Annotated in this window: 16 protein-coding genes; 7 read left to right on the top strand and 9 right to left on the bottom strand. The window is 74.0% G+C overall.

The genetic code is table 11. From position 1 onward, the window contains the following. Nucleotides 1-20 precede the first annotated feature (20 nt). Nucleotides 21-350, top strand: a complete 330-nt coding sequence (locus tag LN037_RS12065) for a TfoX/Sxy family protein (RefSeq protein WP_230752654.1) — start codon at nucleotides 21-23, stop codon at nucleotides 348-350. Between the two features lie 38 nt (nucleotides 351-388). Here LN037_RS12065 and LN037_RS12060 read toward each other — a convergent pair whose 3' ends face one another. After that, nucleotides 389-1,426, bottom strand: a complete 1,038-nt coding sequence (locus tag LN037_RS12060; RefSeq protein ID WP_230752652.1) for an AbrB family transcriptional regulator — start codon at nucleotides 1,424-1,426, stop codon at nucleotides 389-391. Between the two features lie 56 nt (nucleotides 1,427-1,482). Next, entirely contained in the window at nucleotides 1,483-1,842 is a 360-nt protein-coding gene (locus LN037_RS12055; RefSeq protein WP_230752650.1) for a hypothetical protein, read from the bottom strand. A 171-nt stretch (nucleotides 1,843-2,013) separates the two neighbouring features. Between LN037_RS12055 and LN037_RS12050 the strand changes: the two genes are divergently transcribed. Then, nucleotides 2,014-2,175, top strand: coding sequence for a hypothetical protein (locus LN037_RS12050; RefSeq protein ID WP_230752647.1), 162 nt, complete (start codon nucleotides 2,014-2,016; stop codon nucleotides 2,173-2,175). Between the two features lie 164 nt (nucleotides 2,176-2,339). Here LN037_RS12050 and LN037_RS12045 read toward each other — a convergent pair whose 3' ends face one another. Next, complete coding sequence (locus LN037_RS12045) at nucleotides 2,340-3,074, bottom strand: SDR family NAD(P)-dependent oxidoreductase (protein ID WP_230752645.1); 735 nt, start codon at nucleotides 3,072-3,074, stop codon at nucleotides 2,340-2,342. A gap of 99 nt (nucleotides 3,075-3,173) precedes the next feature. Between LN037_RS12045 and LN037_RS12040 the strand changes: the two genes are divergently transcribed. Next, entirely contained in the window at nucleotides 3,174-3,809 is a 636-nt protein-coding gene (locus tag LN037_RS12040; RefSeq protein ID WP_230752642.1) for a LysE family translocator, read from the top strand. A gap of 103 nt (nucleotides 3,810-3,912) precedes the next feature. Here the strand turns inward: LN037_RS12040 and LN037_RS12035 are convergent, their stop codons facing one another. Further along, the gene (locus LN037_RS12035; protein ID WP_230752640.1) at nucleotides 3,913-4,959 is read right to left on the bottom strand and encodes a hypothetical protein; all 1,047 of its coding nucleotides are present in this window, start codon (nucleotides 4,957-4,959) and stop codon (nucleotides 3,913-3,915) included. 29 nt (nucleotides 4,960-4,988) lie between these two features. Further along, a complete protein-coding gene (locus LN037_RS12030) occupies nucleotides 4,989-5,408 on the bottom strand; it encodes a hypothetical protein (RefSeq protein ID WP_230752638.1) in 420 nt (139 codons plus the stop codon). A gap of 279 nt (nucleotides 5,409-5,687) precedes the next feature. Between LN037_RS12030 and LN037_RS12025 the strand changes: the two genes are divergently transcribed. Next, on the top strand, nucleotides 5,688-8,912 hold the full coding sequence (locus tag LN037_RS12025; protein ID WP_230752636.1) for an ATP-binding protein: 3,225 nt from the start codon (nucleotides 5,688-5,690) through the stop codon (nucleotides 8,910-8,912). A 68-nt stretch (nucleotides 8,913-8,980) separates the two neighbouring features. After that, nucleotides 8,981-10,825 (top strand): amino acid adenylation domain-containing protein, encoded by a 1,845-nt coding sequence (locus tag LN037_RS12020; protein ID WP_230752634.1) that lies wholly within the window; start codon nucleotides 8,981-8,983, stop codon nucleotides 10,823-10,825. A gap of 3 nt (nucleotides 10,826-10,828) precedes the next feature. On the opposite strand, the gene LN037_RS12015 is transcribed toward LN037_RS12020, so the two are convergent. The 3 genes from LN037_RS12015 to LN037_RS12005 all read right to left on the bottom strand — a co-directional run bounded on the left by LN037_RS12015 (nucleotide 10,829) and on the right by LN037_RS12005 (nucleotide 13,517). Continuing rightward, nucleotides 10,829-11,161: a hypothetical protein gene (locus LN037_RS12015; protein WP_230752633.1), complete on the bottom strand. Its 333-nt coding sequence runs from the start codon at nucleotides 11,159-11,161 to the stop codon at nucleotides 10,829-10,831. Nucleotides 11,162-11,217: 56 nt separating this feature from the next. Continuing rightward, nucleotides 11,218-12,399, bottom strand: coding sequence for an RCC1 domain-containing protein (locus LN037_RS12010; RefSeq protein ID WP_230752631.1), 1,182 nt, complete (start codon nucleotides 12,397-12,399; stop codon nucleotides 11,218-11,220). 77 nt (nucleotides 12,400-12,476) lie between these two features. Continuing rightward, complete coding sequence (locus tag LN037_RS12005; protein ID WP_230752629.1) at nucleotides 12,477-13,517, bottom strand: ketopantoate reductase family protein; 1,041 nt, start codon at nucleotides 13,515-13,517, stop codon at nucleotides 12,477-12,479. A gap of 153 nt (nucleotides 13,518-13,670) precedes the next feature. On the opposite strand from LN037_RS12005, the gene LN037_RS12000 reads away from it, so the two are divergent. Beyond that, nucleotides 13,671-13,877, top strand: a complete 207-nt coding sequence (locus LN037_RS12000; protein WP_230752627.1) for a ribbon-helix-helix domain-containing protein — start codon at nucleotides 13,671-13,673, stop codon at nucleotides 13,875-13,877. A gap of 80 nt (nucleotides 13,878-13,957) precedes the next feature. Further along, a complete protein-coding gene (locus LN037_RS11995; protein WP_255694030.1) occupies nucleotides 13,958-14,245 on the top strand; it encodes a type II toxin-antitoxin system death-on-curing family toxin in 288 nt (95 codons plus the stop codon). A 193-nt stretch (nucleotides 14,246-14,438) separates the two neighbouring features. On the opposite strand, the gene LN037_RS11990 is transcribed toward LN037_RS11995, so the two are convergent. Further along, nucleotides 14,439-15,275, bottom strand: coding sequence for a hypothetical protein (locus tag LN037_RS11990; protein WP_230752623.1), 837 nt, complete (start codon nucleotides 15,273-15,275; stop codon nucleotides 14,439-14,441). Nucleotides 15,276-15,365: the final 90 nt, after the last annotated feature.

The raw sequence follows: 15,365 nt of genomic DNA, 5'->3' as shown, positions 1-15,365 counted from the left end.
GCGCCCGGCACACTCACGCCATGGAGGACGTCGCGGCCCGGGTGCGGGAGAACCTCACGGTGCCGTTCGCGGAGAAGCGCATGTTCGGCGGCATCTCGTTCATGGTGGACGACAAGATCCTCGTCAACGTCCGCGGCACCGGGGACCTGCTCGTCCGCGTCGACCCGGCGCGGTCGCCCGAGCTCGTCGCCGACCACGGGGCCGAGCAGGCGGAGATGGGCGCCGGCCGCTCGATGGGGCCGAGCTGGCTCACGGTGACGGCGGACCGGGTCGACGACGACGAGCAGCTTCGGTTCTGGCTCGACGTCGCGCTCGACTTCAACCCCCGCGCCCCGGCCCGCGGGCGCTGAGACGAACCAGCGGTACCGATGTGCGCGACGGCCCTCTCTCACCCCCGGGCGCCTGCGACGCGTGCCAACGCGGGCGCCACGAGCAGCATGAGGATCACGCGCACCACCTGGACCGCCACGACGAACGTGACGTCCCCACCCGAGGAGATCGCGGTGGCGAGCACGGCGTAGATGCCGCCCGGGTTGGTGGCGAGGTAGCCCTCGAGCGGGGTGACGCCGGTGATCGCGGAGAGCAGCAGCCCGAGCGCCGCGCAGACGATCATGATCAGCACGATCAGGCCCGTCGCGAGCGGCAGCACCCGCAGCACCGTCCGCACCGCCTCGCGGGTGAAGCGCACGCCCGCCTGCCAGCCGATCACGGCGTAGGCGACGTCGACGAGCAGGTCCGGCGCCGAGCCGCCGAAGGTCAGGCCGGACACCGACAGCACGATCGCGACGACCATCGGCCCGAGCAGCGCCCCGGCGGGCACCTTCAGTTTCTCCGCCGGCCAGGCGGCGAGGGCACAGACCGCCACCAGCGCCAGCCCGACGTACCAGGGCGCCGTGCCCTCGGTCGACCCGCTCGACCCCACGTGCGACGCCCCGAACACCGCCGCCGCGACCACGGGCATCGTCGCCGTGACCAGCCCGACCCGCAGGTACTGGATCACCGACACGATCCGCTCGTCGCCACCGATGTCGCGCGCGATCGCGGTGAGCCCGGACGCGCCGCCCGCGGTCAGCGCCAGCATCCCCGTCAGCGGCGACACCCCGCGCTGCACGCCGAGCAGCAGGCCCGCGCCCATGCTGGCGGCGAGCGTCCCGAGGCTGACCAGCAGCACCGGCAGCCACTGCGACGCGACGGCGGCGAGCGTGTCCGGCCGCGCCAGCAGCCCGATCACCACGCCGATCACGGCCTGCGCCCCGCCGACCGCCGGGCGGGACACGGTGCGCGGCCCGATCCCGAGCAGGGCCAGGGCGGTCGCGACGCCGAGTCCCGCGAACAGCGCCGCCGACGGCACGTCCACGGCCTGCAGGGCGAGGGTGACCAGCAGCGTCAGCGCCGCCAGCACCGACCACCGCACCCACGCCGTCATCACCGTCGACGATCCCGCGCCCGCGTCGACCGCGTCGAGCGGATGTGGCGCGCGAGCTACTCCTCGGAGTCGTCCGCGGTCGTCGTCGTGGTGCGCGGCGGCTTCGTCGTGGTGGTGGTCGGCTTCGCGCTGCTCCGTGGGGCCTCGATCTTCCGGACGGCGGGTGTGGTCGAGCCGGTCGGCCGCACGGAGGTCGTCGAGGTCGTCGAGGGCGTCGAGGGCGCCGGTGCCGCGGCGTCGACGAGGGCGACCGGACCCGTCGTCGTGCCGATGGTCGCGGGTTCGCGCCCGGGCGGGGCCGTGGTCAGCGCGGACCCCACGAACATGAGGCCGACGACGGCGAGCGCGGTCGCGATCGACGTGAGAGCGGTGATGCGCAGCTGCCGTCGCGACGACGGTGCACTGTGAGCCGCCATGGTGCGGTTCCTCCTCGGGAGGTGCGGCCCTCGTCGGCCGCCCTGCTCACGCAACGAGGCGCGCCGGGACCCGGCCCCATCCGTCGTCGAGAATGCCCGGATCGAAGGACGCCCACGTGAGGGGCGTACGCGCGCATCCCCGCCTCACGGCGGCCCGCCTACGGTGGGGGCATGACCGCGTTCGGTGGTGTCTTCCGTGCCCCCAAGCTCGAGGGTGTCGAGGAGGGCGACGAGTCCGGGCAGCGCGCCCGGCTGGTCGGGCTCGACCTGGAGAGCGGCGTCGTGCGGGTGCAGGCGCGGCGCCCCGAGACCGAGGACGACGACGAGGCCTGACGACGCCGGGCCTCACCCCCGGCTCACCACGATCGGGTATCGCACCGTGTGGGTCGTGGGTGGCGGTCGTCCTCGCCGGGGTGCGCACCGCCCGCGCCCGTCGTCCCCGGCACCGTCGACGAGCAGCGTCGCGAACATCACGTGGGGCCACTGACCCCGACGGGTCAGCGCGAGCGGAAGTGCTGCACCACGGGGTGGTGCCACACCACCCGCGCCGCGTCACGCGCGACGTGCTTCGCCGGCCGCCGGGGGACACGGACCAGCAGCTCGCCGCGCTCGTGCGCGTCGAGCGCGGCCCGGGCGACGTCCTCGGGCGTGTTCCAGGCGGTCACGTCGCTGACGTCCTGCCCGGAGCGGGCGTGGAAGTCGGTCCGGGTCGACTCGGGGCGCACGGTCGTCACGACGACGCCACTACCGCGGGTCTCGGCGCGCAGGCTGCGGTCGAGGCTCTCGAGGAACGCCTTCGACGCCCCGTAGGCCGCGGCGCCGGCCTTCGGGCCCACGGCAGAGGGGCTGGAGACGGTGACGATCCCGCCCCGGCCCGCCGCGAGCATGCCCGGCAGGACGGCGCGGACCAGTGTCGACGCGGCGACCACGTTCACCGCGAGCACGGCCTCGAGATCGTCGACCGGCATCGTCGCGAAGGGCCCGAAGGCCCCGCCGAGGGCGGCGTTGTTCACGAGCAGCTGTACGCCGTCGGCCGCCGCCACGACCGTCGCGCGGCCCTCGGCGGTGGCCAGGTCCGCCACGACCGTGCGTGCCCCGAGCTCTGCACCGATCGCTTCGAGCGCGGGGGCGGAACGTCCGGTGAGCACCAGCGACCACCCGCGGCGGTGGAGCTCCCGGGCGACGGCGGCGCCGATCCCCGACGTCGCGCCGGTGACAAGGGCGAGGTCCACGGGCGGAGTCTGGCACGCAGAACCGGTGCCGTCGGCATCGGTTCTCGCGCACCGCAAAAGGTCTCGCCGTGCAGGCCGAGCTCGTGCTCGACTCTCGCCGTGGACGCCCGTCTCGCCGCCTTCGTCGGTGCCGCCGCCCTGATCATCGCGATCCCCGGCCCGAGCGTGGTCTTCGCGATCAGCCGCGCGCTGGTGGTCGGGCGACGGCAGGCGCTGGCCTCCGTCGTCGGGAACGCGCTGGGCGTGCTGCTGCAGGTCGCGGGGCTCGCGATCGGGCTGGGCGAGCTCATCGAGCGGTCGGTGGTCGCCTTCACCGTGATCAAGCTCGTCGGTGCGGCCTACCTCGTGTGGCTGGGCGTGAGCGCCATCCGGCACCGGCACGCAGCGTGGACCGAGCTGTCAGCCGCGACGCCGGCGCCCGGGGACGGCCTCGTCCGCAGCGTGCTGCGCGGGGTGCCGGTGGGGTTGTTCAACCCGAAGACGGTCGTGTTCTTCGCGGCGTTCCTGCCGCTGTTCGTCGAACCGACTGGCAGCGTCCCGGCGCAGCTTCTGATCCTGGGCGCGCTCTTCGCCGGGATCGCCGTGGTGCTCGACAGCCTCTGGGCGCTCACCGCGGCCTCGGCCCGGACATGGTTCAGCCGCTCCCCGCGACGGTTGGCGGGCCTGGACACGGTCGGCGGCGTGGCGATGATCGGGCTCGGAGCAGGCGCCGCGGCCGCGCAGCGGGCGAGCTGAGGGGCCCGCGTGGGTGGTCGGTCATGCAGATCGCCGGGCGGCCGAAGCTGCGTGGTGCCTCTGTGGCGGGTCAGCGCGAGGGCAGTGGTTCGTACCCGCGGCCCTACTCGCCGCAGTAGCCATCCTTGTCGCCGTCCCGCTCGCCGGGCCGGCAGAGGTGGCCGGACTGCCCCGTCCGTGGCCTCGTGGCGCTCGGCTCCCGCGTACGGGGAACCGCTGCCTCTCGGGACGCGGGCGCTCGGGTGGCCACGCGGTCGTCGTCGGAGGAGTCGGAGCCGGACGAGTCACGATCGCCCCGTGGCCGGGACGGTACCGGATCTACGAGTGCTCGGCCGACGGCGGGAGCGGGTGGCGGCGCGCAGGCGGACGACCAGGCGTTCGCCGCCCGGCTCTGCCACATCTGCGCGTAGTCGAACCCGTTCGCGAGGGTCATGACGACGGGCTGGAAGCCCGGTGGCACCGCGGCGGCGGCGTCGGTGCGTGTTGCGTCGGGCAGCGCCACCGAGACGGTCTGCCCGATCACCAGCTGCCGGGCGGTTGCGAGATCGGACCCGGCCCGACAGGGGTCGGTGGCCGCGCGTCCCCGCATCATCGTCACGTGGAGCTGCCGCCCCTCGGTGGTGACGAGGTGCTCCGGCGAGCGGACGTCCGCGATCACGACCGTCGCGGGCAGCGCGTTCGGATCGGGAGCGGACACCGCCTCCTGGAAGCCCGCTTCGGCGTCCGGGCTCGTCGCGGCGCCGATCAGGAGCGCGATGACGGCGAGAATGATCCCGGCGATGGCCGGGCCTCTGCCAGGGCGACCTCGACGAGCCCGGATGAGCGCGATGACACCTACGACGATCACGATCAGGGCGACCACGATCGCGAACGACGGAGCGAAGAAACTGAGGATCACCGCCAGCAAACCGCCGAGCAGCGCCAGCGATGCCGACAAACTCACGTCCTGCTGCGGCTCCGTGGTCGCATGCCGTGTCATTGGGTCCCCCTCGTCGTCCCCCTGTCGAGCGAACGAGACGGCCCGTGCCTCGGTGACGACGACCCCTCGAACGGACGTACCTCGGGCCAGTGACCTCCCGCATTCCCCGCATGGGGTCTTCGACGGTCGGCCCTCCGCATCGTGGCGACCATCCGCTCGCCGACCCTGCAAGCGTTCTCGTAAACCAGCGCGCGTCCGGGTCAGTAGCCGAGGCAGTGGGCGTTGGCGCTCTGCCCGGAGCCCGTCTCCTCGGCGACGACGGTGCCCGATGCGTCGGTGATGCGGCAGGTCACCGTGTCCGACTTCGGATCGGCGTCTCCGACGAACTCGTCGTAGGAGGGGCTCGAGCTGACGATCAGGTAGCCCGACCCGTATTCCGTCGCGGTCGGGATCGTGACGGTGAAGCTCGAGGTCGTGCCGCGGGGCGCGCTGTCCTGCCCACCGCGGCCGTTGTCGTACTGCACGTTCAGCTCTCGACCCAATGTGCTCGCCGCCTGCAGCGTGAATGGAGCCGTATTTGCCGGCGTCTTGATGCCACCGATCAGCGGCGCGGGACCGACGCTCGCGGAGGTGGTGAAGCCCCCGGTGGGCACCGCCAAACCGACGAGGAAGGCCGCCACGATGCCGACGATCCACGGCCAGCGGCGGGCGTTCCCCGCGGTAGGTGTCGTGGTCGTGGTCGACGGACGGTCCTCGGGATGCTGCGGGGCCTCGGTCATGGAGCTCCTTCGACGTCGTGTCCGATTCCTCCTCTACGTCGCTCTCATCGGTGATCTTCGTTAGCCACACCGTCGGTCGATCGGCGGCGAGTCCTACGTAGGACGCCCGAGGAATGCTCACCCGTTCGGGTCGTCCGGAGAGTTACGATCCGCGCCGGGTGATCGGGTCTGGGGGGCGCGATGGCGACGGTGCGGATCCGTCTGCTCGGCACCGTCGCCGTGGAGCGCGACGGCACGCCGGTCGAACGCGACGCCCCGACCGAGCGTGGCGTGCTCGCCCTCCTCGCCGCGCACGCGGGAGAGGCGGTGCCCCGCGAGACGCTGCGGGACGAGTTCTGGGAGTCCTCGGCCCGGCAGGATCCGGAGGACTTCAACCAGCTGCGGATCGCCCTCACGCGCGTGCGCAAGCTGTGGCTCGGGGACGACGGACCGACGATCACCGCAGCCGTCAAGCGCTACACGCTGCGGGTCGACCCCGACGCCGTCGACCTCCTGCGCTTCCACCGGCTCGCGGCCGCTGCCCTCGCCGGGACCGACCTCGCCGCGTACGAGGCCGCGGAACACGCGTGGACGGGGCGTCCCTTCCCCGACCTGTCCGGCCGCCGCCTCGACACCGTCCGAGCCCACGCCGAGGACCGCCACCGCGCGGTGCGGCTGCGCCACGCCGCCCTCCTGCGCGAGGCCGGCCGGGCCGACGAGGCCGTCGAGGTCCTGGGCCATCCCGACGACGAGCTCGCCGTCCCGTACCTCGAGGCTCTCGTCGCCGCGGGACGACCGGGGGAGGCCCTCGACGCGGCGCGGGCGCTCCTGCGGGAACGCGAGGACGAGCCGCCGCCCGAGCTCCGAGCCCTCCACGACGAGCTCGCCCGCCGACCCGTCGCCACCGCCGGCACCCTGCCCGGCCGCGGGGACCTCCTGCGCGACGTCCTGGCCCGGCTCGACGGTGCCGGCGGCCTCGTCGTCGTGACCGGCCCCGCCGGGAGCGGGAAGTCCACCCTGCTCCGGGCGCTCCTGCGCGACGCGCGGGCCGGCGGCGCGCGCACGGCCGCCTCCGCGTGGGGCGAGGGCGACGCGCCGGTCGCGCCGTGGAACGAGGTCGCGGCCGACCTGGCCGTGCCCGGTGTCCCGCTGCGCCCGGCCGAGCTCGCCGTCCGCCTGCACGAGCACCTCGTCCGCACCGGCGCCGACCGGCTGCTCGTCGCGCTCGACGACGCCCACCGCGCCGACTCGGCCTCGCTCGACGTCCTGCGCACCCTCACCCGCCGCGAGCTCCCGCGCGGGACGGTGCTCGTCGTCGCGGCGCGCAGCCCCGACGTCGTCGACCGCCCACAATGGAGCGCCGCCCTCGCCGACCTCGCGACCGACGGCCACGTCCCGACGGAGCTCGGCCCCCTGCCGGAGCCCGCCGTGCGGTCGCTCGTCCGGGAGCGGCTCGCCCACCTCGATCCCGACGACGATCTCGTCACGGCCCTCGCCCGACGCTGCGGCGGGCACGCGCTGCACCTCACGGCCCTGCTCGACGAGGTCGCGCGGGCCGACTCCCGCGCCGCGGCGGCCCGGGCGGTCGCGGCGGTGCCGACCCGGATCCGTGCCGTGCTCGCCCACCAGGTCGACCGGCTGCCCGGTGGCACGCGGCGGGCGCTCGAGGCGCTCGCGGTGCTGCACCCCGTCGACCTGACCGCACTCGCGGCCGTGCTCGAGCAGAGCCCGCTTGCCGTCGCCGACGCCCTCGAACCTGCGCGTCGGGCCGGGCTGCTGGCCGACCACGACGACCGCTACGTCCTCCGACACGACCTCGACGTCGACGGCCTCCGCGCCGGCGTCCCCGCAGTCCGGCGCGCCCACCTGCACGCCGCTAGGCTGACGGGGCTGGCGGCGGAGGCGGACGTCTTCGTCGTCCTCCGCCACACCCTCGGGGCCGCGAGCCTGCTCGACCCGGCGGACGTGGCGGCCGCGCGGGTTGCGGCGGGGGTGGAGGCGTACCGGTCCCGGGCGCTCCCGGAGGCGCTCGCACTCCTCGACGCCGCCCGCGCCGCGGCCGTGGGGCCGGTCCGGGCGTCGTTACTCGTCCACCGAGCGCTCTGTCTGTCGGTGCTCGGGTCGGCCGAAGAGGCTCCTGACGATGCCCTCGACGACGCTCTCGACGCGGCGCTGGCCGAGGACGACGGGGACTCTGCAGAGCTCGCGGTGCTGGCCGCGATCGGGGACGAGCCGCTCGGCGTCGCGATCGACGGCGACGTCCGCCGGCTCGCGCGGCTGCGGCGTCTCGCCGACCGGGCGCTGCCGCCGCGTCTCCGGCTCGAGCTGCTGACCGGCCTCATCCGCGAGGAGGGCGCCACGGGCGGGAACCCGGAGGAGCCGCTGATCGAGGAGGCTCTCGGTCTGGCCGACGTGGTCGCGGCCGAGGACCCGCTGGCCCGCGCGCGGGTGCGGGCCCTGCAGGCGCGGTTCCTCGTCGACGTCGCGCACCCGGCCCTCGACCGGCTCGCCGTCGCGACCGACGCGCACCGCCTGGCCATGGAGACCGACGTCCCGGCCCTGCACCTCGACGCCACCGAACTGCTGATGTCGGCCGAGCTGGCGACCGGCAACACCGAGCGCGCCCACAAGCTGCGCTCCGAGCTGCAGGCCCTCGCCGAGCGCTGGTTCCGGCCGCGCGCGATGTGGGCGGCGATCGTCGTCGAGGCGGCGATGCTGCTCGCCGAGGGCGACCCGGCCGCCGACGACGCCGCGCAGCGCGCCGCTGCTCGGGGCCACGAGCTGGGACTCTCGGCGGCGCCCATCGCGGCCGGTGCCCACCTGCTGATGCGGCACCTGCTGACGAACTCGTCGTTCCCGCTCGGCCCGCTGGCCGCGCAGGCGTCGGCGCAGGCCCCGAACACCGCGGCGTGGGCGGCGGCCGCGGCGTTCGCCGAGGTCCGCAGCGGCAACGCCGACACCGCGCGGGAGCACCTCGCGGAGTACCGGCGACGGGCGGCGAACCCTGCGATGTGGTTCATGCGAGCGGCGCACGCGCTGGCGGCCGGCGCGGCGTGCGGTCTCGGCGACGTCGAGACGGCGGCAGGGATCCGCGCGGTGATGCCGTCGGACCCGGACGCTGCGGTGCTCGTCGGCTATGGCGGTGCCGTGATCGGGCCGGTGTGCCTGTGGACGGGGCTGGCGGCGTGGACGTGCTGTGACTCCGCCGCTGCGCGCGCCGACCTGGAGGCGGCGGTGGCGTTCGCCGACCGTGCCGGGTGGCCGCCGTGGTCGGCGGCGGCCCGGCAGGCGCTCGCGGCCCTCGACGACCCTGCGGCACCCCTGCCGTTCGGCCTGCCGCGGATGCGGCACGCTCACGGCGGCCGGGTCCGGGACGACGTCGACATCGACGACAATGCCGGGCTGCTGGAGGTGATGGACGACTGATCGGCTCTGACATCGAGGTCGACGGACCGTGCCACGGCCCGCCGGGACGGGCTGGCATCCTCGGGCCGGTGGACGCGCTCGGGGACGAGGACGAGGACCTGCTGCTGGACCGGCGCGAGGAACTGCTCGGCGACTTCGAGGAGTGGGCGGAGACCTTCGCCCTCGAGGTCGACGCCGCGAAGGCGGAGGTGGCACTCGACTGGAAGATCGGCGCCGGCGACGCCCGGCTCACGACCTGGACGGTCGACGACCTCGCCGAGTTCGCGCTCGCGTGGTGTCCTCGCAGTCTGTCGATGCCGGCGCGGGAGGCCCCCCATCTCCTGGCCGAGCTGGCGGAGTTCTTCACCTTCCTCGCCGCCCGTGGGCTGCTCGAAGGTGCCGGTCCAGAGCAGCTGCGCAGCTGGTGCACCCGGCACGCCGCCGACGTCGAGGCGGCGATGGCCGACCCTCGCCGGTTCGGGCCAGCGAAGCGCCTGCTCCACGCCGTCGACGCACTGGAGGACCCCCCGGAGGACCAGGCCGACCTCGAACGGCGGATCGCAGAACTCCAGGCTCTGGCCCCCGACGAGTTCGACGCGCTGGTCGCCCGCGGCGACGGCGGTCCGGACGATCTCGGGCTCCCGCCGGTCCAGCGCCCGGCGCCGGAGGAGGTGGCCGACTCGGCAGCTCGCGCGCCGATCATCGCGCAGATGGCGCGGCTCGCGCAGTTCTGCGCGGTTCCGGGCCGCACCCTCACGGCGAAGGGAAACCCCAAGGTCGCCGACGCCCTCACCCTGGCCGAGGAGCTCGACGCGCCCCGCGTGGCCGAGCCGCGCGGCACGAAGCCCCGGTCGATCGACGACTTCCCCGAACTGGACTGGCTGCTCCGGGTCGCGCTGCGGGCGCGCGTGGTGCGTCGGCAGCGCGGGAAGCTGGTGGCGGTCGCGGCGTGGTCGAAGCTCGACGCGCCGACGATGGTGGACCGCCTGGCCGACGCCGCGCTCTGCGAGGGCCTCGACGGCTGGTACGGCGCCGGCGAGGACCTCGAGGACGCGCTCGACGAGGAGTCGTTCAGCATCGCGGTCGCGTTGCTCGGCGCCCGGTCGACCGGGCCGCTGGACATCGAGCGCTTCGGACGTGCCTTCTCCGAGGCGGTGCTCGGGGCGGACCTCGGCGACTGGCGCCACGAGCACCGGCGCGGTGCGGTGCACCGCATCCTCGACCGGCTGGAGCGGTGCGGGGTCGTCGTACAGCACGACGTCGACCGGTCGACCGAGCGGTGGGGACTGCCGGCGGCGGTGGGCGGCACGGCTGAACCGACCGCGGTCGGCGTCGGGGTGCTGATCGGGTGGGTCGAGATGACCGGAGCCGTCGTGCCGGACCGGCCCGACCCGTCGTCGGGAACGGCGGAGGAGCTCCTCGGGCTGGTGGGGCGGGTGCCCGTCGAACAGTGGCGCGAGATGTCCGCGGCCTGGGCCGGGGCGCGCGAGGACGCCAGGGAGCGGATGGCCGAGGCTCTGGCGGACCCGGACCGTCCGTCGTCGTTGACGTACTCCACTCTCGAGGAGCTGGAGCCGGCCCTCGGGCGGGAGGCGGCGCACGCGGTGGTGCGCGCGCTGCTGGGCGGACGCTGGGACGGACTGGCGGCGATGTGGCTCGCGGAGCGGGGCGACAGCGCGATCGTGGACGCCGAGCCCCTGCGGGCGCTGCACGGGATGGTGGACCTGATCGCGGGCGGCCTGGACGACGCGGGCCCGGAGCAGGTGGTCGCGATGCTGCCTGCGGGTGGGGCCGAGGGACCGCTGGAGGACATGTGGCGGCTCGACCATCCGCGGGTGCGCGAGGTGCTGGAGATCGTCGGACGGACGCACCCGGACAGGACCGTGGCGAAGACCGCCCGCCGCTCGCTCGCGAAGCTCCGCAGCCGCGGGTGACGCTCAGTTTTCGAGCAGGCCGATGACGCGATCCAGCTTGGCGTCGAGCGAGGTGACCTTGGTGTCGAGCGAGGTGACGTCCGCTCGGAGGTCGGTCACGTCGCTCCGCAGGTCAGTCATGGTGCTCCGCAGGTCGGTCACCTGGCCCCGCATGTCGGTCGCCTGACTCTGCAGGTCGGCCACCTGTCCGCGGAGTTCGGCTACCTGGCCACGTAGGTCGGTGAGGTCAATGCCGATCTCGGCGAAGCAGTTGTCGTGCCGCCGCTGCGTGCCCTCGATCCGCGCGAGCATCTCGTAGATCGGCCTGCGAATGACGTCCGCGGGCGAGGTGCTCATGGCGGGTGATGCTACGTCGGCTGTCTCACCGGCCGGGTCCGTTCCGGGGAAACCGTTCAGACCCCCAGCTGCCCCAGCGCGTTGTACCCCATCGCCCGTACGCGGCCGTCCGGAGTGAGCAGGAGCAGGTGCTGGTTTCCGTGGGCGACCATGGCGGCGCCGGCCAGGTCCGGGATCGCCGTCCAGCGTGCGTACGAGTCCTCGCCGGGCGTCAGTCCCTCGCGGTCCCGGATCAGGACGGTGCCGTCGGCCGTCCGGACCCGGATCCCGGCCGGACCCGTCGTCGAGACGGCGGAGCCGGCGGGGAGCTCCTGGACCGGGGTCCGGGTGCACGCCTGCCCGCAGTCGCCGGCCGGCAGGCCCTCGAACGTCCCGCGCACCCACACCGAGCCGTCGCGGCCGAACATCACCTCGCCGTTGCGGCCGCTGGCCATTGCCACCACGGCGTCCGGCACGGCCAACCGGGTGGGCTCCGCCGGGTTGCCCGCGAAGGGCGTCGCCCCCGACCACTGCCAGACCCCGCCGTCGCGATCGACGGCGAAGGTCGTCGAGGAATGGTTCGCGACCACCGTCGCCACCGGCGGCAGCCCCCGCACCACGACCGGGTCCGGGGAGCAGGCGTAGTCCCGGCCGTACGACGGTCGTCCCGAGCAGGTCGCGGTGGCGAGCTGGGGCGGGACCTCGCCCCACTGCCACACCCGCCCGTCGCGATCGACCGCGACGGTGTGCGACACCCCGGCCGAGATCCCGACGACGGGCGGCAGCCCGGTTACGCGGACCGGCGTCAGGTGACAGGGCGGCGGGACCTGGGCCAGGGACCGACACCCGCCCGGCGCGGTGTGTCGCGGATCGTGGTCCGAGCCCCACTCGTAGACCGCGCCGTCCGCGGTGAGCGCGGCCTGGTGGTCGTCCGCCGAGGAGATCGCCACGGCGGGGCCGGGAAGGGGCACGACGGCGGGCGTGGGCCGACACGGCGCGAAGCCGGCGGGGGAGCGGTTGTCGCAGTCGGTGTCCGGAGCCGGTCCGCCGAGCCCGCCCTCGGTGTCGCCCCAGGAGAAGACCCGCCCGTCCGCCGCCAGCGCGAGCGAGTGCTGGCCCGCCGCGTCGATCGCGACGATCGGCGGCAGCCCGGGCACGTCGGCCCAGGAGTCGCGGCTCGACGGGCCGGTCGGGATGACGCCGCAGGACGTCGTCAGGACGAGCACGAGTCCCAGGAGTACGGCGAGGCGGACGAGCATGCGCGGGAGTCTGCGGCGGCGCCGTGATCGGGTCTGCCATCTTCCCGACGACGCGTCTGTCACGCCCGCGACACTCGTCAGGCGAGGCCGAGCTCCCGGCGCAGCTCGTCGGCGGTGATCGAGCCGGGACGGCGACCGTCCCGTGCCGCCTCGCGTGCCAGCGCTGCGATCCGGGTGTTGACCGGCGCGGCCGTCCCGATCCGACGGGCGATCACGGCGATCTCGCCGTTCAGGTAATCGGTCTCGATGCTGGCGGTCCCGCGCATCAGGGACTGCCAGCTCGACCCGCCGAGCTGCTCCGGCTCCCCGGGGACGGGGAGGAACTCGAGGCCCTCGGGCGACCAGCCGACGCGGGCCTCCTCCTTCCCGACGACGGGGATCGCGGCGGCCTCGAGGACCCGTTCGGCCTCGTCGCGCAGCGCTGTCGTGATGTCCTCGGCGCCGGTGGTGTCGCCGAGCAGGGCCTCGAGGGCGTTGCCGACGTTGGCGACCAGCTTCCGGTACTTCCACCCCATCACCGCGCCGGTGGGACGGACGAGGCAGCCGGCGGGGTCCCAGTCCGCGGCGATCGAGGTGAGCAGCGCGTCGTCGGCGGCCGGGTCGGGGGAGTGGCCGTAGCGACCGAGGTGGAACACCCCGCGCAGCGTGGCGCCGCGGACGATGACCTCCCCGGGCTCGAGCAGCACCGTCGGGAACCAGACGCACACGGCGAACACGCGCTCGGCGCGGCGCAGGGCGATCTCCTCGCCGGCGACGCCGTTGAGGGCGACGAGCACCGGCAGCACGTCGAGAGCACGACCGACCACGGAACCGTCATGAGCGTGCACGGAAACGTCGCCCCACGCGTCGAGCACGTCGGCGGCCTGCGGGGTCTTGGCGGTGAGGACGAGGACGTCGTCGACCGTGAGCCGTGCCTGGTCGGGCGAGGTGGCGACCGGGACCGCGACGGTCTCGGTGAGGTCGGGGCAGCGCAGCGTCACGCCTCGCTCGCCCATGACCCGGGCGTGCTCACCGCGGGCGACGAGCAGGACCTCCCGTCCCAACTGGGCGAGCAGGCCGCCGAGGGCGCTGCCGACCGCGCCGGCGCCGAGGAACACGTACCGCAGGGAGCGAGTCACGGGCCCTTCCTACGCTCTGGACGCCCCCTGCCTCGCCACCAGTCCTGGAGCCCGAAGGTTGAGTTCAGCGGCTCACTGGCGGGACCAGGGAAAGCCGGAGGAGAGCGTCGAGAAGTCGAACGGTCTGATACCGCGAGCGGTATCATCATCCTCATGGCGATGACACTTCGTCTCACCGACGATGAATCGGACGCGCTGCGCCGCCGTGCTGAGATCGAGGGCCGGTCGATGCAGGAAGTTGCCCGCGAAGCCGTCCGCGAGTACGTCGACGAACGCGACCGGGCCGACGAGGTCGATGCGGCCGCAGCCTGGGTGACCACGAACTTCCGCGAGGCGCTGGACCGGCTCGGGCGGGCGTGACGCGCTATCTGACGCTAGCCGACCTCCTGCGCTTCGCCGAGGCGGCGGTGGGCGAGTAGCCTCGAGTCCGCGACTTCGGGCTGCTCGAGGCGGCGCTGGCCCGGCCGGCGACGACGGTGCTCGGGCAGGATGCCTACCCGACCCCGACGACGAAGGCTGCTGCTCTGCTGCACAGCCTCTGTCGCAACCATGCGCTGGTGGACGGGAACAAGCGAATCGCCTGGGCAGCGACCGCGGTGTTTCTCGTCCTCAACGGCCGACCACCGCGCATCGACCAGGACGCGGTCTTCAACCTGGTCATGGCGGTGGCCGACGGGACGCTCGATGACGTCACTTCGATCGCGGCTGCGCTGGACGAACTCTGCTGAGTGCAGGCGGTTCCTGGAGCGGTTCGCCGGCTGGACGAGGTGCGCCTCGCGTACGAGATGAAGCGCCAGTTGTCACCGGCTCTGCGCGGCGACGACCGAGAGCGCGGGCTCGAGCGTGGTGGGCGCTGGCGGCTCTCGGCGTCTGCGCCCGGTCGACCTATCGCCACCCGCCGTGCGAGTGGGGAGAGCCTCCTCAGCCCGCCGCCACGGGGTCGCGATCCTCGGGATCGGCGATGAGCCCCGACGCGCGACGACGCCTCTCGAGGTCGATCGTCTGGACGATCCAGTAGACGGCGAAGAGTCCGATGAGGACGGCTTCGGCCCAGAAGACCGCGGTCTCGAAGCTTCCGAAGATCAGCAGTGCTCCGATGGCCATCCCGACGACGAGGCCCGCGTAGCAGGAACGGGCCCATGGGGAGTTCGTCTTGTCGAGCGCTTTGAGGGCGACCACCACCACGATGGCGCCGAAGAGGACGAACGCAGCAGCCAGGTGGCCCCACGCCTGGAAGAACGTGAAGTCGATCGCGACGACCAGCGCCACGACCACGATGGGCACCGCGAGCCCGAGCGCGCCCAGGAGGGAGGCCGAGGTCCTGCCGACCCACAGCGCGAGCAGGGAAGCCGCCACCACGGCCACGGCGCCCGCGCCGAGCAGCGCGATCACGTCGACCCTCGTGGCGACCGCGATCTCGAGGTCCGTGGGGAGGTTCGTGGCATCGCACGGGTTCGCGCCGATCTCCGTCGGTTCGAAGGCCACGATGAAGGCCACGAACCCGGAGACGTTGAGCAGACCGTTCTCGCGGGGGTCGCGGGCCCGGTAGACGATCAGGCAGGTCCCGATGGCGCACAGGACCGCGACGAAGAGAGAGCGGAGCGGGCTGTAGTACGACGCGCTGATCGAGGGCTGCCAGCAGCCGGTCTCGACGCCTCGGGTCACGACGGCGATGCCGAGGAGCAGGACGAGGACCGGCATGGCGAGGCGGAGACCGAGGTAGGTCGCCCTCGCCTCCTCGTCGTTGGTGGCGGTCATGGCTCCTCCTCGGCCGGCGCTCGCGGCGCCCGATGTGTGGCTGGTGTGAGCAGCACAGCACCATCGGATTTCGGCCCGCTTTCACGGCGG

The organism is Actinomycetospora soli (assembly GCF_021026295.1).
Lineage (GTDB): Bacteria > Actinomycetota > Actinomycetes > Mycobacteriales > Pseudonocardiaceae > Actinomycetospora > Actinomycetospora soli.
Note: the sequence above shows the minus strand (reverse complement) of the source record. Positions and strands in the feature narration are given on the sequence as shown.